The organism is Cryobacterium sp. TMT4-10 (assembly GCF_004403275.1).
In the GTDB taxonomy this organism is placed as follows: Bacteria; Actinomycetota; Actinomycetes; order Actinomycetales; family Microbacteriaceae; genus Cryobacterium; species Cryobacterium shii.
Genome location: NZ_SOGU01000024.1, coordinates 1 through 18,645, shown reverse-complemented (window position 1 = coordinate 18,645; position 18,645 = coordinate 1). Strand labels below are relative to the sequence as shown.

The window sequence follows — 18,645 nt, the reverse complement described above, 5'->3', positions numbered from 1 at the left end:
GGTGCAGCACGGCGGCGCGCTCGGCGCCGGGGCGCTGGCCCCAGGCGGCGCCGCCGGCGGCCGCGGTCTCGATCAGGCGCTCCAGCTGGGCGGCGTCGCTCACGCGCGCGGCGGCGATGGTGTCCAGCCCGAGCCGGGAGGTCTCGACCTGGTTCAGGATGCGACGGCCCCAGGCCCGGTTCGCGGGCAGGGAGGGGTCGGTATCGGGTTCGTTGTGGAAGCTCGAGGCTCCGGGCGCACCAGGTGCACCGGGCGCAGTGAGCAGGCCGAACGAGCCGAGCGAGCCGCGGGTGAGCCCGAGGACGGCTGCGGTGAGGCCCTCGTCGGGCTCCTCCTCGCCGGCTTGCACGTCGCCGTGCTCGGGGGCTTCGAGCTGGTCGACGGCCGAGCGGTCCTGCCGGCGGTTGGGCCGCGGCACCTCGGCGTCGAGGGCCTCGAGGGAGGCGAGGAAGCGCTGCTTCTCCCGCTCGAACAGGGCCGGGGAGCTGGTGAGTTCGAACACGGCCGACATGAAGTTGTCCTGGCTGGCGTTCTCTTCGAGGCGGCGGATCAGGTAGCTGATCGCCACGTCGAATTCGGCCGGGTTGACGACCGGCGTGTAGAGCAGGAGGCGCCCGACGTCCCGGCTGACGGCCTCCGCCTGGCTGGTGGCCATGCCCAGCAGCATCTCGAACTCGACCCGGTCGTCGACGCCGCGCTTCTTGGCGAGGAGGTGGGACCAGGCCACGTCGAAGAGGTTGTGGCCGGCGACGCCGATCTTGACGGCATCCGTGTTCTGCGGTGTGAGGGCCCAGCTGAGCACGCGCTTGTAGTTCGTGTCGCTGTCCTGCTTGGTGGAGTAGGTCGCCAGCGGCCAGTCGTGCACGGCCGAGTCGACGTGTTCCATGGCCAGGTTGGCGCCTTTGACGATGCGCACCTTGATCGGTGGGCCGCCGGCGGCTCGCCGGCCCTGGGACCAGTGCGTGAGTCCCTGCAGCGCGCCGAGCGCGTCGGGCAGGTAGGCCTGCAGCACGATGCCGGCCTCCAGGTGCAGCAGCTGGGGCTGGTCGAGGATGCGTTCGAACACCGCGATGGTGAGGTCGAGGTCGCGGTACTCCTCCATATCCAGGTTGATGAACTTGGGGGCGGGCGACGCGGCCGCGAGCTCGTAGAGCGGGGTGAGCCGCTCGACGACCCGGTCGACGGCCTCGTCGAACGACCACATCGAGAGCTGGCTGGCGATGGAGGAGACCTTGATCGAGACGTAGTCGACGTCGTCGCGGGCGAGCAGGGCGCGGGTGCCCTCGAGGCGGCGGAGGGCCTCCTTCTCGCCCAGCACGGCCTCGCCGAGCAGGTTGATGTTGAGCCGGTTGCCCGACTCGCGCAGGTGCCGGATCGCGGGGCCGAGCTTGTCCGGCGTGGCGTCGACGACGAGGTGCCCGACCATCTGGCGCAGCACCTTGCGCGCGGCCGGGATGACGACCCAGGGCAGCACCGGGCCGAGCACGCCGCCGAGCCCGATGGCGCCGCGCATGTAGGAGGGCAGGAATCCGGGCGCCTTGCGGGCGATTTTCTGCAGGTTGTAGCCGGCGACCATGAGGTCTTCGGGGCGCATGACGCCGTCGACGAAGCCCACGGTGAAGTCCAGCCCGTTCGGGTCCTTTAGCACCCCGGCGAGGCGTTCGGCCGACACGTCGGCGGGGATGGTGGCGCTCTCGGCGAGCCACTTCTGCACCAGCACGACGACCTCGCCGCTGAAATCTTGCTGCACGGATGGCGTGGGGTTGGTCATGGTCACGAGGCTAGCCTTTCGTTCGCGGCGGATCTCTCCGGCTCGCGGTCGCTGGGCGAGCGGGCAGGGGAATCTCTCCACAGTCTGAGGCCGCCATCCGATTAGCAAAAGCGACTCTTCCTAATCGATATTGATTAGAATTATTGATGAATCGACCGGGGTGGCCGGTTCGAGCGAAGGGCAGACGGATGCTGGATGTCAAGCGGTTGCGCCTGCTGCGGGAGTTGAAGATCCGGGGCACCCTGGCCGGGGTCGCCGAAGCCCTCTCCTACAGCCCGTCGGCGGTGTCGCAACAGCTCGCCCTGCTGGAGAAGGAGGCCGGCGTCGAGCTGCTGCAGCGGGTCGGGCGGAGGGTGCGGCTCACCCCGCAGGCCGAGATCCTGGTCGAGCACACGACGCACCTGCTGGAGCGGCTCGAGGTGGCCGAGGCGGACATGACCGCGTCGCTGACCACCGTGTCCGGCACGGTGCGGGTGGCCGTCTTCCAGTCGGCGGCGCACGCCGTCATCCCGCAGGCGCTCACCCTGCTGGCGGAGGAGTTCCCCGACCTCCGGGTGGAGATCACCGAACGCGAGCCGGAGGCCGGCCTGTTCGAGGTGTCCGCGCGGGACTTCGACCTGGTCATCGCCGAGCAGTACCCGGGGCACACCCGGGCGCACCGGCCGGACCTGGACCGGGTCAACCTGGCCTCGGACGCGCTCCGCCTCGCCGTGCCGCACGCCAGGGACGGGCGCCACGCGGCGGCGGCGCTGGAGGACGCGGCGACCCTGCCCTGGGTGATGGAGCCGGAGGGGACCGCCTCCCGCCAGTGGGCGACGCAGTTGTGCCGGTCGGCGGGTTTCGAGCCCGATGTGCGATTCGAGACGGCCGACCTGATCGCGCACATCCGCCTGATCGAGTCCGGGAACGCCGTCGGCATCCTGCCCGACCTGGTCTGGGCCGGTTCGGCGACCACCCTGCGGCTGGTCGACCTGCCCGGGCTGCCCCAGCGCACGGTGTTCACGGCCGCCCGGCGATCGCGCGCGAGCCGGCCGGGGGTCCTCGCGGTGCGGGAGGCCCTGGGCCGCGCCGTCGCGCTGGTCGCCGTGCCGACGCCGGGCGGTTGACGGCCACGGGTGGTTGACGGCAACCGGGTTTCGGCTTTGAATATGCGCATGAAGAAGACCATCGGGCTGATCGCCGTCGCGGCGGCAGCGGCCCTCGTGCTGGGCCTCGGCGGCTGCGCCTCGAGCGCCGGAACGAGCACGAGCGACGTGACCGGGGTGTGGGGCAGCCCGAACACGCAGGGCAAGCCCGGCCTCGAGCTGAAGGACGACAAGTCCGTGGCCGGCTCGGACGACTGCAACCGGCTGATCGGCACCTGGTCGCTCACGGGCGACACCGTCGAGTTCGGCACGTTCGCCTCGACGCTGATGGCCTGCGAGGGCGTCGACACCTGGCTGAGCCAGGCGAAGTCGGCCACCGTGGCCGGGTCGACGATGACCGTTCAGGATGCCCAGGGCACGAAGATCGGAACGCTCCAGCGCGCGAGCACCGGCTACTAGCCCGCCGCCCGCCGCGAACCAATTCGACGGAGATCCTGCTCTAAAAAGCGGGATTCCGGTATTCTGGGCCCGTTTCGGCCAGAATCTCCGTCGAATTGGTTCACCACGCACTCAGCACCCAGCACCGGCACCGCGCCGGGTCCCGGCTAGTCTCGTGGCATGGAAACCACTCACGACGTTGTGATCATCGGCGGCGGGCACAACGGCCTGACCGCCGCGGCCTACCTGGCCCAGGCCGGCAAGAAGGTGCTGCTGCTCGAACGCGATGAGCAGGTCGGCGGCGCCGCCATCTCGGCCGAGGCCTTCCCCGGCGTCGACGCCCGGCTCTCCCGCTACTCCTACCTGGTCAGCCTGCTGCCGCAGCGCATCATCGACGAGCTCGGCCTCGAGATCGCACTCGCCCGGCGCCGCTACTCCTCCTACACGCCCAACCCGTGCGACCTGACCGGAGGCCTCCTGGTCGACCGCGGCGACGCGCCGGCCACCCAGGCCAGCTTCGACCGGGTCGGCGCCGCCGCCGACTTCGCCGAGTGGGGCTCCTTCTACCGCGACACCGAGCACGTCGCCCGCGCACTCTTCCCCACGGTCTGCGAACCGCTGCCCACCCGCTCGGAGGCCCGGCGCCTGGTCGGCGACGAGGCGATCTGGGGCCAGTTCTTCGAGCAACCGCTGGCCGAGGCCATCACCGCCCGGTTCGGCCACGACCTCGTGCGGGGCGTCGTCGCCACCGACGGCCTGATCGGCACCTTCACCTCGCTGCAGGACGCGGACCTCGACGCGAACCGGTGCTTCCTGTACCACGTCATCGGCAACGAGACCGGCGACTGGGACGTGCCGATCGGCGGCATGGGCGCCGTCTCCGGAGCCCTGGAGAAAGCGGCCCGACAGGCCGGCGCCCGGATCCTGACCGGGGCCGAGGTCACCGCCGTCGACCCGGCCGGCGAGGTTCGTTACCGCCACGGCGGAACGGATCAGGTTGCCGCGGGCCGCCGGATCCTCGCCAACGTCTCCCCCTGGGTACTGCGGGGGCTGCTCGGCGCGGACACCGGAGAACATCCGGAGCCCGGCCGGTCCGACACCCGGCCGGAGGGCGCGCAGGTCAAGGTGAACCTCCTGCTCGAGCGGCTGCCGCAGCTGCGCGATGCATCCGTTACACCCGAGGCCGCGTTCGGCGGAACCTTCCACATCAACGAGACCTTCAGCCAGCTGGAGCGCGCCTACGACGAAGCCGTGCGCGGCGAGATCCCCGACCTGCTCCCCTGCGAGATCTACTGCCACTCGCTCACCGACCCGAGCATCCTCTCACCCGAGCTCGTGGCGGCCGGGGCGCAGACCCTCACGGTCTTCGGGCTGCACACCCCGCACCGCTGGCTCACCGAGGAGAACAACGACGAGACCCGGGCGCGGCTGCAGGCGGCCGTGCTCGAATCCCTCAACTCCGTGCTCGCCGAACCGATCGAGGGCCTGCTGCTGACGGATGCCGCGGGCCGACCCTGCATCGAAACGAAGACCACCCTCGACCTGGAGCACGCCCTCAACCTCACCGGCGGCAACATCTTCCACGGCCCCCTGGACTGGCCGTTCCTCGAGGACGACGCGCCGCGGGACACCGCGGCCGAGCGCTGGGGCGTGGCCACGGAGCACCCGCGGATCCTGATCTGCGGGGCCGGCGCGCGCCGCGGCGGCGGCGTCAGCGGGATCGGCGGGCACAACGCGGCCATGGCCGTGCTGGAGGAGTGAGCGGGCCGCCCGGAGGCCGGCCCACCCTCGGTGCACCGGGCGCTCCGCCGGGTGGCGGCGTGCCCGGTGGCGGCGGGGCCCAAAGGGGCTTAACCTGACAGGAAGGCACGTGTTCCACTCATCGCGGAGGTTTCCATGACAGCCAGGCACACCGGACGTTTCGCCCATCGCGAGGACGGCCTGTATCTCATGTTCGACCGGCTGTTCAATTCCCCCATCGACGACGTCTGGGCGAGCCTGAGCCGCCCGGGCACTCTCTCCGCCTGGATCGGGACCTTCACCGGCTCGCCCGAAACGGGCGCCGTGAAGTTCCGGCTGGACGAGCCCGATGCCGAGTGGGAGTACGTCAGCATCCGCCAGTGCATCCCGCCGAAGCGGTTCACCGTCGAAATCGGCGACGGCGACGCCGCCCGCCACCTGATCCTGCACCTGGTCAACAGCGCCGGCATGACCACGCTGACCTTCGGCCAGCGCCTGCACTCCCCCGCGGAGGCGATCGACGTCGGACCGCACTGGGACTACTACCTCGACCGGCTCGTGGCGTCGCGCGCGGGCAAGCCGATGCCGCACCGGGCGCGCTACGCGCACTATGCGGAGCACTACCGGGAGCTCATCGTTCCCCGGAAGGCGTCCGAGCAGGCGTCCTGACCCGGGCGCGCTGACCCGGGCCGCAGGGCCAGATTCAGACGCGGAAGGTCAGGCCCAGACGCTGGGGGCCGGGGCGCGGGTGGCCGGCATCGCGACATCCGTGCTCCAGTCCAGCAGCCAGGCGGGCACGGACAGGTCCTCCGGGACCGTGCCGACGGCCTCGACCAGTTCGTCGATGGTCACGACGCCGCCGGTGCGCTTCAGGAACCGGCCCCGGATGAAGCCCTGCGCGTACACCTCGGGGCTGCCGTCGGCGCCGGGCCGCACGAACCGCTGCTCCACGTAGACGGCCTTGGCGTCGAAGCCGAGGATGCGCGATTCCACCGTGAACTTCTGGCCGAGGGTCAGCGACTTGCGAAAGCTGATCGTCTCGGAAACGACGACCGGGTACCAGCCGCGCTTCAGGAAGATCGCCCAGATCCCGGTGCGATGCAGCAGGTCGAACCGGGCGATGTCCATGATCGACAGGTACACGCCGTTGTTCATGTGCCGCAGGATGTCCTGGTCGGTCGGCAGGGTGATGAATCGGGTGCGGGCCACGTCGTAGTGGCCGAGCCTCGGGCCGAAGCGGGAGACCAGACTGTGGAGGAGAGTTCGCCAGAGCATATGCACCCGTCGATACTAGGGCGAGCCCGGTGCGGGGCGCGCATTTGCTGTTGAGGGCCACAATCATCCGTCACAACAGGCCCGGAACCTGCACGATTGCCACAGCGGATGCTGCCGGGCCGGCCGGGGGGTTAACATTCGTCTATGGTTCCGTTGCCCAACCTGCTCACGTTCGCGCTGGCCTCCGTCGCCCTGATCGCTCTGCCCGGCCCCACCGTGCTGTTCGTGATCGGGCGCTCGCTCGCGCTCGGCCGACTGGGCGGGTTCCTCAGCGTGGTCGGAAACGCGCTCGGGATGCTGCCCGTGATCGCGGCCGTGGCGCTCGGCCTCGGGGCCATCGTGACCGAGTCGGTGCTGGTCTTCACCGTGGTCAAGTTCGCCGGGGCGGCGTACATCGTCTATCTGGGCGTGCAGGCCATCCGGCACCGGCGCACGGCGGCCGGGAGCATCGCGGTGAGCACGGCCGCGAAGTCAAAGTGGCGGCTCTTGGCCGAGGGCTCGGTCGTCGGCATCAGCAACCCGAAGTCGATCGTGTTCTTCGTGGCCGTGCTGCCCCAGTTCGTGGACTACTCGGCCGGGGCGGTGCCGATGCAGCTGATGAGCCTCGGAATCGTGTTCGTCGTGCTGGCCCTGCTCGGCGACAGCACGTGGGCCCTGGCCGCCGGGTCGGCGCGCGACTGGTTCGCCAAGTCGCCCCGCCGGATGGAACACCTCTCCGCCACGGGCGGCGTGATGATGGTCGGCCTCGGCGGCGTGCTCGCCGCCACCGGCGCCAGCAGCTGAAAGCCCACCCGCAGTGCCCGTTCCGGTCGAGAGTGCCCGTTGCGCGGGTCACTCTCGACCGGAACGGGCACTCTCGCCGAGCAGGGCTGGCGGCGGCGGGCAGGGCGGCAGCGGGCACGGATGCGACGGGCACGGATGCCACGGCGAGGGCCGCGGCCGGAATTGAGGCCACCCGGCGCACGAAAGCCCCCAGCCGGCGGTAAACCTCCTGCGATTCGGGATGGGCGGCATCCTGCTGCCAGGTGTGGTGCGTGTTCGCCTGCTTGCGGTCGTAGATCAGGGTGTCCACCTGGATCGACCGGCGGCGGAGGGCCGCGATGAAATTGAGGTTCGCCCGGTAGAAGTAGTCGCGCTCCGAGGTGGTCACGAACACGGGCGGGAACCCGCTGTCGAGCCACTCGATCGGCGACATGAACCGGGCGGCGGTGCGGAGCACGACGCCGCGGCCGCGCTCGGGCAGCAGCATCCGCAGAAAATTGAGGCTCAGGACGAAGCCGCGCTCGAACATGACGGACACGTCCGCGATGCTGCAGTGCTGCACCAGGCCGCGCAGGTGTGCGGGCTCCACCCCTGGCTCGACGTCGTAGTACGCGGCCAGCGCCGGCTCGTACGCCGAAGCCGCCAGGAGCGCGGCGATGTGGCCGCCGGCGGAATCGCCGCCGAGCACGATCCGGGTCGGGTCGCCTCCGAAATCCTCGATGTGCCGGGCCACCCAGTCGAGCACCGCGTTCCCGTCACGGAGCATGTGCTTGAGCTGAAAACGCGTGGCCATGCGGTAGTTCGCGTTGACGACGACCATTCCGTCGGCGACCTGGCTGGCTGGCTGGCTGGCTGGCTGGCTGGCTGGCTGGCTGGCTGGCTGGCGCAGTATTTCGTCAGCGGAGCCTTGTCACCCGAGGTCCAGCCGCCGCCGTGGAAGTAGACGTAGACCGGCAGCGGCCCCGGGGCATCGTGCAGCACGAGCACGTCCAGCATGTGGTCACGGATGCCGTCGCCCACGTAGTCACGGTCGAAGTGGTAGTCGACGGTGTCGATGGGCTCGGCATTGAACTTGTGCAACTCGCCGGCCGAGACCCGGTGCATCAGTGCCCGCCAGGCCCAGACGGGGACGCGGGACAGCGCCGTTTCCCGGTGCGGTTTCGTCTTCTGCGGCAATCGGTGCGTCGTGCCGGATGCGGGAAGAGTGTCGGTGCCGGTTACGGAACGGGTGTCGGTCATGCGAGGGAGCGGTGCGTCTGGATCACGAACCGACTCTAGGCCGCCCGGCCGCATGCAAGCTGAGAGCGCCTCAGTTGCCGTTGTCACCGCCGCGGGAGGATGCTGGGGTCATGGACTACACACATCTCGGCCGTTCCGGCCTGGAGGTATCCCGCCTCTGCCTCGGCACCATGAACTTCGGCCACTGGGCCCCGGAGGCCGACGCCCACGCGATCATGGACTCGGCCCGCGGCTACGGCATCAACTACGTCGACACCGCGAACGTCTACGGCGACAGCACCGGCAAGGGCGGCACCGAGAAGATCATCGGCAACTGGTTCGCACAGGGCGGTGCGCGCCGGGAGGGAACCGTGCTCGCGACCAAGCTCTACGGCGACATGAGCGGGCTGCCCAACGAGGGCAAGCTCTCGGCGCTCAACATCAGGCGCGCTCTCGACGCCAGCCTGACCCGGTTGCAGACGGACTACATCGACGTCTACCAGTTCCACCACGTCGACCGGAACACCCCGTGGGATGAGATCTGGCAGGCGATGGAGACGGCCGTCGCGCAGGGCAAGATCCTCTACGCCGGCAGCAGCAACTTCGCCGGCTGGCACATCGCCACCGCCCAGGCGGAGGCGAAGCGGCGCAACTTCACCGGCCTGGTCAGCGAGCAGTCGATCTACAACCTGCTGACTCGCGACATCGAGCTCGAGGTCATTCCCGCCGCCGTCAGCAACGGCCTGGGAATCATCCCCTGGTCGCCGCTGCAGGGCGGGCTGCTCGGCGGGGTGCTCCGCAACGAGCGGGAGGGCAAGCGTCGCCTCGAGGGCAAGGTCGCCGAGCTGCTCGAGAAGAACCGCCCCGCGATCGGGCAGTACGAGGACTTCTGCGCGGAGCTCGGTCATCAGCCGGGCGACGTCGGACTGGCCTGGTTGCTGCACCAGCCGGCGGTCACCGCCCCGATCGTGGGCCCCCGCACCCTGGACCAGTTGGATGCCGCGGTGCGCGCGCTCACGGTGTCCCTCGACGCCGAAGCCCTCGCCCGGCTGGACGAGATCTTTCCCGGCCGAAAGCCGGCGCCGGAGCACTACGCCTGGTGACACCGGAACGCACACTCGACACTCTCAGTGCGGCCGCACACTCCGTGCGGCCGCACGGCCAGACACCGGCTTCGCCCGGGGATTGAAGGACTCATGAAGACCAGGCTCATCGCCCACCGCGAGGTCAGCGCCATCGGACTCGGCGGCATGCCGATGTCGATCGAGGGGCGACCGGATTCCGCACGCTCCGTGGCCACGATCCATGCCGCCCTCGAGGCCGGCGTGACCCTCTTCGACACGGCGGATTCGTACCACCTGCACAGTGACGAGGTCGGCCACAACGAAACCCTCATCGCCGGAGCGATCGCGTCGTGGGGCGGCGACACGTCGACCGTGCTCGTGGCGACGAAGGGCGGGCACCTCCGGCCGGGAGACGGCACCTGGACGATCGACGGCCGACCCGAGCACCTGAAGCGGGCCGCCGAAGCGTCGCTGAAACGCCTCGGCGGCGACGCGATCGGGCTCTACCAGTTCCACCGGCCCGACCCGGCCGTGCCGTACGCCGACTCGATCGGGGCCCTGCGCGAGCTGCTCGACGCCGGCACCATTGAGCTGGCCGGAATCTCCAATGCGAACCCGGAGCAGATCCTGCTGGCCCGGGAGATCCTGGGCGGCCGGCTGGCATCCGTGCAGAACCAGTTCTCCCCGGCGTTCCGCAGCAGCGAGCCCGAGCTGCGCCTCTGCGACGAGCTCGGCATCGCGTTCCTGCCCTGGCGCCCGCTCGGCGGCATCCTGTCTGCCGCGTCACTCGGCGACCGGTTCCCGGCGTTCGCGTCCGTCGCGGCCGCACGCGGCGTGAGCCCGCAGGTGGCCTGCCTCGCCTGGCACCTGTCGAAGTCGCCGCACGTGATCCCGATCCCGGGCGCCTCCCGCCCGGAAAGCATCCGGGACTCGGTTCAGGCGACCGAGTTCACGCTCACGGCAGAGGAGTCGGCGACGCTCGACGCCGCCTGAGCGGGCACGCCGCCGCCTGAATGGGCACGCAGCTGAGCGGTTGAGCAGCTGGGCAGCTGCCCACCTGGCCGGGGCAGGCCTAGTGGCGCTCCCCGTCAGCGGCAGCCCCTCCGAAAGCGCCCGTCGCCTCGAGCACGGCGCGGCCCAGCGTGTGGAAGTGCAGGTTGAATCCGAGCACGGCCGGGGTCGAGTCCGGGTCGACCTCGAGTCTCGCCACGTCGACCGCGTGCACGATGAACTGGTACCGGTGGGTGCCGGTGCCGGCCGGCGGTCCCGCGCCGACGAAGGCCGGCTGGCGTGCCTCATTGGGCAGGATGACCGCGCCGGGGGGCAGCAGACGCCCGCCGGGCGCTCCGGCCCCGGCCGGGAGGGAGGTGCACGTCGCCGGCAGGTTGAAGGCCGCCCAGTGCCAGTACCCGGAACCGGTCGGCGCGTCGGGGTCGTACACGGTCACGGCGAAGCTCTTCGTGCCGGCCGGGAACCCCGACCAGGACAGCTGCGGCGACACGTTCCGGCCGCCGGACCCGAGGCCGAACTGCGCCGCGGCGAGCGGGGCCCCGTCGGTCATGTCGGTGCTGGTCAGGGTGAAGAGCGGGACTTCGCCGAAGCGGGCGAGAGGATCGTTCAGGGCCATGTGGCCTCCTATGGTTGGCAGCAGTTTAGACGACCGGCCCGGGCTGCGCCTGCGGCGAGAACCGTGCGTCAACCTCGGTAAAATGGGGTCGTGGCCATTCCGAAGATTCTGCTCTACTACGTCTTCACGCCGCTTTCCGACCCGGAGGCCGTGCGCCTCTGGCAGCGGGACCTGTGCGAATCGCTCGGTCTCCGCGGTCGTATCCTGATCTCGAAGGACGGCCTGAACGGCACCCTCGGCGGTGACCTCCCCGCGCTCAAACGCTACCTGCGCAAGACCCGTGAGTACGCCCCGTTCAAGCAGCTCGACGTCAAGTGGAGCGAGGGCACCGGGCTCGACCCGGCCGGCCTGAGCCTCGACTTCCCCCGGCTGGTCGTGAAGGTGCGCGATGAGATCGTGAGCTTCGGCGCCCCCGGGGAGCTGAGGGTGGACGCCGGCGGAGTGGTCGGCGGCGGCACGAAACTGTCCCCGGCCGAGCTGCACGCCCTGGTCGAGGAGCGCGGCGATGACGTGGCCTTCTTCGACGGGCGCAACGCGTTCGAGGCGGAGATCGGCCGGTTCAGGAACGCGATCGTGCCGGACGTGGCCAACACGCGCGAGTTCGTGGCCGAGCTCGAGAGCGGCAAATACGACCACCTCAAGGACCGGCCGGTGGTCACCTACTGCACCGGAGGCATCCGTTGTGAGGTGCTCAGCTCACTGATGAAGGACCGCGGCTTCGGCGAGGTCTACCAGCTCGACGGCGGCGTCGTGCGGTACGGCGAGGCGTTCGGCGACGACGGGCTCTGGAACGGGTCGCTGTACGTCTTCGACCAGCGGATGTCCGTGGACTTCAGCGGCCACGTCGCCGTGATCGGCCACTGCACCGTGTGCGGCGAGCCGACCAAGAACATGCTCAACTGCCGCGATGCCTCGTGCCGGGAACAGCTCGTGGTCTGCCCGGCCTGCGTCGCGGCCGACCCCCCGGCCTGCTCCGCTCACACCGCGGCCTGACCGGCCGGGCCGAGGTCGGCCTGTCGGCCTGGTCGTCCGGGTCGTCCGGGTCGTCCGGGTCGTCCGGGTCGTCCGGGTCGTCCGGGTCGTCCGGGTCGTCCCCCGCGCCCCGCGCCCCTAACGAATTCGACGGAGATTTTGCCGAAAATGGGCCGGAACACACCGGATACGTGTTTTTAGAGCAGAATCTCCGTCGAATTGGTTCAGGGCGGGAGGTGCGGGCGACTGCGGGCACGGGGGCGCACTCACTAGGCTGGGGCCAGCACCAGATGGAGGGGGCCACGGATGCCGGTCGGCGCGATCATCGAGTTCAGTCACGTCACCAAGCGGTTCGGCGGGGTGACCGCGGTCAACAATCTCTCGTTCAGCGTGGAACCGGGCCGCGTCACGGGTTTCCTCGGCCCCAACGGCGCCGGCAAGACCACGACTCTGCGGGTGCTGCTCGGACTGGTCACCCCCACCTCGGGAATGGCCACCATCGGCGGCATCCGTTACCGGAGCCTGCCCCAGCCCCTCCGCACCGTCGGCGCCGCGCTCGAAGCCGCCAGCTTCCACCCCGGCCGCACGGCCCGCAACCACCTGGCCGTTTACGCGATCGCGGCCGGCCTGCCCCGCGCCCGCGTGGACGAGGTGCTGCACACCGTCGGGCTCGACGCCCACGGCGACCAGCGGGTCGGCGGGTATTCGCTCGGCATGCGCCAGCGGCTCGGCCTGGCCTTCACCCTGCTGGGCGACCCGGGCGTGCTGGTGCTCGACGAACCGATCAACGGCCTCGACCCCGAGGGGATCAAATGGATCCGCGGCTTCCTGCGCGCGATGGCCGACGAGGGTCGCACCGTGCTGGTGAGCTCCCACCTGCTCTCGGAGGTGCAGCAGAGCGTCGATGACGTCATCATCATCGCGCAGGGCGAGCTCGTTCACCGCGGGCCGCTGTCCAGCCTCGAAACGCAGATCGCGCCCCGCATCATCGTGGACTCCCCCGACCGCGCGGCCCTCGCGGCGGCGCTCGGTCGGGCCGGGATCGAGTTCACGACCGGCCGCACCGGGCTGCTGGCCGCCGCGCCGGACCCGGCGCTGATCGGTCACATCGCCTTCACGGCCGGGGTGGAGGTCAGCGCCCTGCACCGCCAGAAGAAGGGGCTCGAAGACGCCTTCCTCGCCCTGGTGAACGACAACGCCCACGGCCACCCGCACGACGAACACCCGAACGACGAGCAGCCGCACGACGGGAAGCCGCACGGCAGCAATCCCAACGACACCGAGCCGCACGGCACCGGAGGCGAGCCGGCATGACCCCCTTCCTGCGCGCGATCCGCGCCGAATTCGCCAAGACACTGACCACACGGATGTGGTGGGTGCTGGCCGCCGTGATGTTCGGCTACATCGCACTGCTGGCCGGCGGCCTCGCCGCCCTGTTCGCCGGAATCGAAAGCGGCGCCATCAGCCCCGACGCCGCCGGAACGGGCGGCCAGGGCGCCCCGCCGCTCGGCAGCCTCCCGCCGCTGGTCTACAGCTTCGCCTCCTCCGTCGGCTACGTGTTCCCGGTGCTGCTGGGCGCCCTGTCCACCACGGGCGAGTTCCGGCACCAGACCCTGACGCCCACGTTCCTCGCGAACCCCCGCCGCGGCCAGGTGCTGGGGGCGAAGACCGTCACCCTGTTCCTCGCGGGGGCGGGCTTCGGCGTCGTGGCGCTGCTGGCATCCGTCGGGGTGGGCGCACTCGTGATCGGGGCCTTCGGCGTCGACCCGCTGCTCGGCGACAGCGGCACCTGGGCGCTGATCGGGCGCACCGTGCTGGCCATGGCGATGTGGGCCGGCGTCGGCGTGGGGCTCGGCGTGCTGGTGCCCAGCCAGGTGGCCGCGGTCGTGATCGTGCTCGCCTTCACCCAGTTCGTCGAACCGCTGTTGCGCTTCGCGTCGATGTTCACCGAAGTAACGGCGGGCATCGGCAACTACCTGCCCGGCGCCGCCTCCGACGCCCTGGTCGGGGCCAGTTTCTTCACCATCGCCAGCCCGACCGGGACCAGCACGGCGATGCTGGAGTGGTGGCAGGGCGGCCTCGTCCTGCTCGCCTACGCGGTCGCGGCCACCGTCGGCGGCTACTTCGTCAGCTGGAAGCGCGACGTCACCTGACCTCCCCGCAACCGGACCGGACGCACGTAGGCTCGACTCATGGGTAACGAGACACAGTTCCGCGCAATCGTCGTCGATCGAACCGAAAACGATGAGGGCAAGAAGGTGCAGTCCGCGGCCCTGCGGGTGGTGGACGACGCCTTCCTGATGGACGGCGACGTCACCATCGCCGTCGACTACTCCAGCATCAACTTCAAGGACGGCCTGGCCCTGACCGGTCGCCCGGGGGTCGTGCGCGTCTGGCCGCTGATCGCGGGCATCGACCTGGTCGGCCGGGTGCTGCACAGCGAGGACCCGCGCTGGCAGGCCGGGGACCAGGTCATCCTGAACGGGGCGGGCCTCAGCGAGACCCACCACGGCGGTCTGGCCGAGCGGGCCCGGGTCTCCGGCGACTCGCTGGTGCGTCGGCCGGAGGGCATCAGCGCCCGGCGGGCCGCGGCGATCGGCACGGCCGGGTTCACGGCGATGCTCTCCGTGCTCGCACTCGAGCGCGGCGGGATCACCCCCGACTCCGGCGACATCCTGGTAACGGGCGCCGGCGGCGGCGTCGGCAGCGTCGCGGTGGCCCTGCTGTCCCACCGGGGCTACCGGGTGACCGCCTCGACCGGCCGCATCGACGAACTCGGCGACTACCTGCGCGGGCTCGGCGCCGCCGAACTCGTCGACCGCCGCACGCTCAGCGAGCCCGGCAAACCGCTGCAGCCCCAGCGCTGGGCCGGCGCCATCGACTCGGTCGGCAGCACGACCCTCGCCAACGTCCTCGCCCAGACCAACTACGGCGGCGTGGTCACATCGTGCGGCCTGGCCCAGGGCGCCGACCTGCCCGCGACGGTGATGCCGTTCATCCTGCGCGCGGTCAGCCTCGTCGGGGTCAACTCGGTCGAGGCCCCGCTGCCCCAGCGCCAGCAGGCCTGGCGGCGCCTCGCCACCGACCTCGACCTGGAGCTGCTCGACAGCCTGACCGAGGTCGTCCCGCTCGACGCCGCGTTCGACGCGGGCGCGCGCATCCTCGCCGGCACGCTGCACGGCCGCACGGTCGTCGACGTCCGGCGGTAGCCGCGGCGCCGCACGCGGCCGCAGCGGCGCGGCCGGCGCTACAGCTTGAGCGACGCGATCAGGTCCGGCGCGTGGTTGGTCGTGAGGATCACGCGGGAGAAGTCCTCATCGACGAGGTCGATGACGACCGCCGGCCGCCGGCGCTTGATCGCCAGGAAGTCCTTGCCGCCGTGGAACTTCCAGGTTCCGACCGCGAGCAGGAGCGGCACCTCCAGCCCGGGGGCACGGATGCCGCGGATCCAGATCCACGGATCATCCGTGATCGTGACCGAACGGATGTTCTCGCGCGCCACCACGAGGTCCTCTTTGCGCAGCGAGATGGTGCGCTCCGCCTTCGTCAGGTGGATCTCGAGCCGGTCGGGGTGAACGCGGAGGGAAGCCATCGTCCTAGTCTGCCTGTTCCGGCCGGAATTTCTTTTATCGACAACCTCACAAAGGAATAACGTCCCCTGGGCGGATGCTCACACCGGGGCGGTCGCCGCCGCCGCGGCTTTCGCGGCGGTCGGCAGGGCATCGAGGATCCAGCCGAGCGCGCTCTCGTCGTGGGCCGCGGAGACGAACCAGGCCTCGAACACCGACGGCGGCAAGGAGATGCCCTGGTCCAGCATGGAGTGGAAGAACGGGCCGTAGCGGAACGCGTCCTGCCGCTGCACCTGCGCGTAGTCCCGGGGTGCGGAGGCCGCGGCCTCGTCCCCGAAGACGAAGCTGAACAGGTTGCCGGCGCGTTGCACTGCGTGGGCGACGCCCTCGGCCGAGAACGCGGCCGACACGGCCTCGGAGAGCAGCAGGGCCGTGGCGTCGAGCTGCGCGTAGACGCTGTCGTCCAGGGCGCTGAGGGTCGCGATTCCGGCGGCCACGGCCACCGGGTTCCCGGAGAGGGTGCCGGCCTGGTAGACCGGGCCGTTCGGCGCGAGGAAGTCCATCACGTCGGCCCGGCCGCCGAGGGCCGCGACCGGGAGGCCGCCGCCGATGACCTTGCCGAAGGTGAAGAGGTCGGGTGTGTATCGGGTCGGGGCGGCCTCGGGACCGGTGTTGTCGGGACCGGTGTTGTCCAGGCCCCAGTAGCCCGCGCGGCCGACCCGGAAGCCGGTCAGCACCTCGTCGATGATCAGGAGCGCGCCGTTCTCATGCGCGATCTCGGTGATGGCGGCGTTGAAGCCGGGGTCGGGCGCGACCACGCCCATGTTCGCGGCCGCGGCCTCGGTGATCACGGCGGCGATGCGCCCGGGGTGCGCGGCGAAGGCGGCACGCAGAGCGTCGAGGTCGTTGTAGGGCAGCACGAGGGTCTGCGCGGCGGTCGCAGCGGTCACTCCGGCGGACCCGGGCAGCGCCAGGGTGGCCAGGCCCGACCCGGCCTGGGCCAGCAGCCCGTCCGAGTGGCCGTGGTAGTGGCCGGCGAACTTGATCAGCAGGTCACGGCCGGTGAAACCGCGGGCCAGGCGGATGGCCGTCATGGTGGCCTCGGTGCCGGTGGACACCAGGCGCAGCTTCTCGACGGCGCCGACGCGCTCCTCGATCAGTTCGGCCAGCACGGTCTCGCCCGGTGTGGAGGCGCCGAAGGAGAGACCGAGGGCGGCGGCATCCTGCACGGCCTGCACCACGTCCGGGTGGGCGTGGCCGAGGATGGCCGGCCCCCACGAGCTGACCAGGTCGACGTACTCGCGCCCGTCGGAATCGGTGACGTAGGCGCCCTTCGCCTTGACCAGGAAGAGCGGGGTGCCGCCGACCGAGCGGAAGGCCCGTACAGGCGAGTTCACGCCGCCGGGGATGGCGCGCTGCGCCCGGGCGAACAGATCGTCGTTGCGGGTCATCAGCGGGCCTGCCTTTCGTTCAGCCAGGTGGCGAGTTCGACCGCCCAGTAGGTGAGCACGGCGTCCGCGCCGGCGCGACGGATGCTGAGGACGGACTCCTCGACGGCCCGGCGGCGGTCGATCCAGCCGTGGGCCGCGGCGGCCTCGATCATGGCGTATTCGCCGGACACCTGGTATGCCCAGACCGGAATATCACTAACGGCGGCCACATCGGACAAAACGTCCAGGTAACTCATGGCCGGCTTCACCATCACGATGTCCGCACCCTCGCTGATGTCGAGCAGCGCCTCGCGCACCCCTTCCCGGCGGTTGGCCGGGTCGAGCTGGTACGTGCGCCGGTCGCCCTCGAGGGTCGACTCCACGGCGTCGCGGAAGGGGCCGTAGAAGGCAGAGGCGTACTTGGCGGAATAGGCGAGCACGGCCGTGTTCACGAAGCCGCTCTGGTCGAGCGCCTCGCGCACGGCGGCCACCTGGCCGTCCATCATGCCGCTGAGCCCGAGCAGCTGAGACCCTGAGGCGGCCTGCACGAGCGCCATCTCGCGATAGCGCTCGAGGGTGGCGTCGTTGTCGACGCTGCCGTCGACGGAGAGCACGCCGCAGTGGCCGTGGTCGGTGAACTCGTCCAGGCACAGGTCGGTCTGCACGGAGAGGGCGTCGCCGACCTCGTCGGCCAGCGCGCGGGTGGCGGCGTTGAGGATGCCGTCGGGGTCGGTGGCTCCGGACCCGACGGCGTCGCGCACGGACGGCACGCCGAACAGCATCACGCCGCCGATGCCTGCCGCCGCGGCCTCCGTGACGGCCCGGCGGGCGCTGTCGATGGTGTGCTGCACCACCCCGGGCATCGACTGGATCGGAACGGCGTCGCCGCTCCCCTCCCGCACGAACATGGGCAGGACCAATTCAGACGGGTGCAGACGGATTTCGGTGGCCAGGCGGCGGAGCGCGGGAGAGTTGCGCAACCGTCGCGGGCGGATGACGGGGGTTATCACTCGTCAACCCTACGTCGCCCGGCTGGACGAGGGCACCCGGCCCGGCCGTGCGCGAACAGAGAGGATCCACCCACGCCGGCGCGCCTATTCCGTTGAACCCGTGGCCTGCGGGTGGGCTCGGGTGCGGGCTCGGCGGCCGCGGCCGGCACCGCCGGCCTGACTGGCCCGGTGGNGCCGGCCTGACTGGCCCGGTGGGCGCGGTGGTCCTGGCCCGGTACCCAGGTACGGGTGGGATCGAAGCAGACCGGTGCCATCACCTCGGGTTTGCCCCGCACCATGCGGATCAGCCACCCCGAGGTCTCGATGCTGTGATGGTGGAACCAGCACAGCAGCACCCCGTTGTCGATGTCGGTGGGCCCGTGGTTGACCCACGGGATGATGTGGTGCACCTCGGCCCAGGCCGCGTTGACCTGGCAGCCCGGGATGATGCACCCGCCGTCGCGGGCGGCGATCGCGCGGCGTTGGGCCTGGCTGAAGAATCTTTCCTTGCCGCCCAGGTAGAGCACCTCACCGTTCACTCCGAGAAGGATCTTGCGGTACCCGCCGGCGCAGATGAGCTGATTCACGGTGCGCATCGACACCGGAGCTTCGACCCCGTCGATCCAGCCGACTCCGTGCTCGTCGGCGAGGTCGACGGCGTTCACGTGCACCATCACTGTCGGCGCCGCCCCGCCCATCTTCGGG

At 70.7% G+C, this 18,645-nt stretch carries 18 protein-coding genes and 1 pseudogene; 11 read left to right on the top strand and 8 right to left on the bottom strand.

Annotated elements, in window-relative coordinates; genetic code table 11:
• Nucleotides 1-1,771, bottom strand: a 1,771-nt coding sequence (locus E3T42_RS02965; RefSeq protein WP_166805297.1) for a proline dehydrogenase family protein, incomplete at its 3' end; no start/stop codon positions are given.
• Between the two features lie 188 nt (nt 1,772-1,959).
• Between E3T42_RS02965 and E3T42_RS02960 the strand changes: the two genes are divergently transcribed.
• The 4 genes from E3T42_RS02960 (at nt 1,960) to E3T42_RS02945 (ending at nt 5,703) form a co-directional block, all read left to right on the top strand.
• A complete protein-coding gene (locus E3T42_RS02960; protein ID WP_134402424.1) occupies nt 1,960-2,877 on the top strand; it encodes a LysR family transcriptional regulator in 918 nt (305 codons plus the stop codon).
• 48 nt (nt 2,878-2,925) lie between these two features.
• Entirely contained in the window at nt 2,926-3,315 is a 390-nt protein-coding gene (locus E3T42_RS02955; RefSeq protein WP_241975792.1) for an META domain-containing protein, read from the top strand.
• 159 nt (nt 3,316-3,474) lie between these two features.
• Nucleotides 3,475-5,055, top strand: coding sequence for an NAD(P)/FAD-dependent oxidoreductase (locus E3T42_RS02950; protein ID WP_134367090.1), 1,581 nt, complete (start codon nt 3,475-3,477; stop codon nt 5,053-5,055).
• A gap of 135 nt (nt 5,056-5,190) precedes the next feature.
• Complete coding sequence (locus tag E3T42_RS02945; RefSeq protein ID WP_134367088.1) at nt 5,191-5,703, top strand: SRPBCC domain-containing protein; 513 nt, start codon at nt 5,191-5,193, stop codon at nt 5,701-5,703.
• Between the two features lie 48 nt (nt 5,704-5,751).
• Here the strand turns inward: E3T42_RS02945 and E3T42_RS02940 are convergent, their stop codons facing one another.
• A complete protein-coding gene (locus tag E3T42_RS02940) occupies nt 5,752-6,315 on the bottom strand; it encodes a thioesterase family protein (RefSeq protein ID WP_241975791.1) in 564 nt (187 codons plus the stop codon).
• Between the two features lie 138 nt (nt 6,316-6,453).
• On the opposite strand from E3T42_RS02940, the gene E3T42_RS02935 reads away from it, so the two are divergent.
• Nucleotides 6,454-7,092, top strand: a complete 639-nt coding sequence (locus E3T42_RS02935; protein WP_134367086.1) for a LysE family translocator — start codon at nt 6,454-6,456, stop codon at nt 7,090-7,092.
• Nucleotides 7,093-7,420: 328 nt separating this feature from the next.
• On the opposite strand, the pseudogene E3T42_RS17200 reads toward E3T42_RS02935, so the two are convergent.
• Nucleotides 7,421-7,864: pseudogene (locus E3T42_RS17200) on the bottom strand (alpha/beta hydrolase fold domain-containing protein); the annotation flags it as partial.
• Nucleotides 7,865-8,420: 556 nt separating this feature from the next.
• Here E3T42_RS17200 and E3T42_RS02925 point away from each other — a divergent pair.
• Together E3T42_RS02925 and E3T42_RS02920 are read left to right on the top strand one after the other, a co-directional pair.
• Nucleotides 8,421-9,392 (top strand): aldo/keto reductase, encoded by a 972-nt coding sequence (locus tag E3T42_RS02925; protein WP_134367084.1) that lies wholly within the window; start codon nt 8,421-8,423, stop codon nt 9,390-9,392.
• 93 nt (nt 9,393-9,485) lie between these two features.
• Nucleotides 9,486-10,346, top strand: coding sequence for an aldo/keto reductase (locus E3T42_RS02920; protein ID WP_134402423.1), 861 nt, complete (start codon nt 9,486-9,488; stop codon nt 10,344-10,346).
• A 79-nt stretch (nt 10,347-10,425) separates the two neighbouring features.
• Here the strand turns inward: E3T42_RS02920 and E3T42_RS02915 are convergent, their stop codons facing one another.
• Complete coding sequence (locus E3T42_RS02915; protein WP_134367072.1) at nt 10,426-10,980, bottom strand: YbhB/YbcL family Raf kinase inhibitor-like protein; 555 nt, start codon at nt 10,978-10,980, stop codon at nt 10,426-10,428.
• Nucleotides 10,981-11,070: 90 nt separating this feature from the next.
• Here E3T42_RS02915 and E3T42_RS02910 point away from each other — a divergent pair, with 90 nt between their 5' ends.
• The 4 genes from E3T42_RS02910 to E3T42_RS02890 all read left to right on the top strand — a co-directional run bounded on the left by E3T42_RS02910 (nt 11,071) and on the right by E3T42_RS02890 (nt 15,161).
• Nucleotides 11,071-11,973, top strand: a complete 903-nt coding sequence (locus E3T42_RS02910; RefSeq protein WP_134367070.1) for a rhodanese-related sulfurtransferase — start codon at nt 11,071-11,073, stop codon at nt 11,971-11,973.
• 285 nt (nt 11,974-12,258) lie between these two features.
• On the top strand, nt 12,259-13,266 hold the full coding sequence (locus tag E3T42_RS02900; protein ID WP_134367066.1) for an ABC transporter ATP-binding protein: 1,008 nt from the start codon (nt 12,259-12,261) through the stop codon (nt 13,264-13,266).
• Nucleotides 13,263-14,105: an ABC transporter permease gene (locus tag E3T42_RS02895; RefSeq protein ID WP_134367064.1), complete on the top strand. Its 843-nt coding sequence runs from the start codon at nt 13,263-13,265 to the stop codon at nt 14,103-14,105. Before E3T42_RS02900 ends, E3T42_RS02895 begins: the two co-directional genes overlap by 4 nt.
• 39 nt (nt 14,106-14,144) lie before the next feature.
• Nucleotides 14,145-15,161, top strand: a complete 1,017-nt coding sequence (locus E3T42_RS02890) for an MDR family oxidoreductase (protein WP_134367062.1) — start codon at nt 14,145-14,147, stop codon at nt 15,159-15,161.
• 38 nt (nt 15,162-15,199) lie between these two features.
• Here the strand turns inward: E3T42_RS02890 and E3T42_RS02885 are convergent, their stop codons facing one another.
• From E3T42_RS02885 to E3T42_RS02870, 4 genes are all read right to left on the bottom strand, one after another.
• Nucleotides 15,200-15,544 carry a hypothetical protein gene (locus E3T42_RS02885; RefSeq protein ID WP_134367060.1) on the bottom strand — a complete coding sequence of 115 codons (345 nt, stop codon included), beginning with the start codon at nt 15,542-15,544 and terminating at the stop codon, nt 15,200-15,202.
• A gap of 78 nt (nt 15,545-15,622) precedes the next feature.
• The gene (gene hemL, locus E3T42_RS02880; protein WP_134367058.1) at nt 15,623-16,972 is read right to left on the bottom strand and encodes a glutamate-1-semialdehyde 2,1-aminomutase; all 1,350 of its coding nucleotides are present in this window, start codon (nt 16,970-16,972) and stop codon (nt 15,623-15,625) included.
• A complete protein-coding gene (gene hemB, locus E3T42_RS02875; protein WP_370261560.1) occupies nt 16,972-17,958 on the bottom strand; it encodes a porphobilinogen synthase in 987 nt (328 codons plus the stop codon). Before hemB ends, hemL begins: the two co-directional genes overlap by 1 nt.
• Nucleotides 17,958-18,645, bottom strand: a 688-nt coding sequence (locus E3T42_RS02870) for an HNH endonuclease signature motif containing protein (RefSeq protein WP_134402421.1), incomplete at its 5' end; no start/stop codon positions are given. The genes hemB and E3T42_RS02870, both read right to left, overlap by 1 nt.

Bases quoted from the DNA above. Each gene is read 5' to 3' on its own strand.
- E3T42_RS02950 (WP_134367090.1), top strand. From the start codon at position 3,475: ATGGAAACCACTCACGACGTTGTGATCATCGGCGGCGGGCACAACGGC.
- E3T42_RS02890 (WP_134367062.1), top strand. From the start codon at position 14,145: ATGGGTAACGAGACACAGTTCCGCGCAATCGTCGTCGATCGAACCGAA.
- E3T42_RS02900 (WP_134367066.1), top strand. From the start codon at position 12,259: ATGCCGGTCGGCGCGATCATCGAGTTCAGTCACGTCACCAAGCGGTTC.
- E3T42_RS02935 (WP_134367086.1), top strand. From the start codon at position 6,454: ATGGTTCCGTTGCCCAACCTGCTCACGTTCGCGCTGGCCTCCGTCGCC.
- E3T42_RS02960 (WP_134402424.1), top strand. From the start codon at position 1,960: ATGCTGGATGTCAAGCGGTTGCGCCTGCTGCGGGAGTTGAAGATCCGG.
- E3T42_RS02885 (WP_134367060.1), bottom strand. From the start codon at position 15,544: ATGGCTTCCCTCCGCGTTCACCCCGACCGGCTCGAGATCCACCTGACG.
- E3T42_RS02920 (WP_134402423.1), top strand. From the start codon at position 9,486: ATGAAGACCAGGCTCATCGCCCACCGCGAGGTCAGCGCCATCGGACTC.
- E3T42_RS02925 (WP_134367084.1), top strand. From the start codon at position 8,421: ATGGACTACACACATCTCGGCCGTTCCGGCCTGGAGGTATCCCGCCTC.
- E3T42_RS02945 (WP_134367088.1), top strand. From the start codon at position 5,191: ATGACAGCCAGGCACACCGGACGTTTCGCCCATCGCGAGGACGGCCTG.
- E3T42_RS02915 (WP_134367072.1), bottom strand. From the start codon at position 10,980: ATGGCCCTGAACGATCCTCTCGCCCGCTTCGGCGAAGTCCCGCTCTTC.
- hemL (WP_134367058.1), bottom strand. From the start codon at position 16,972: ATGACCCGCAACGACGATCTGTTCGCCCGGGCGCAGCGCGCCATCCCC.
- E3T42_RS02895 (WP_134367064.1), top strand. From the start codon at position 13,263: ATGACCCCCTTCCTGCGCGCGATCCGCGCCGAATTCGCCAAGACACTG.
- E3T42_RS02955 (WP_241975792.1), top strand. From the start codon at position 2,926: ATGAAGAAGACCATCGGGCTGATCGCCGTCGCGGCGGCAGCGGCCCTC.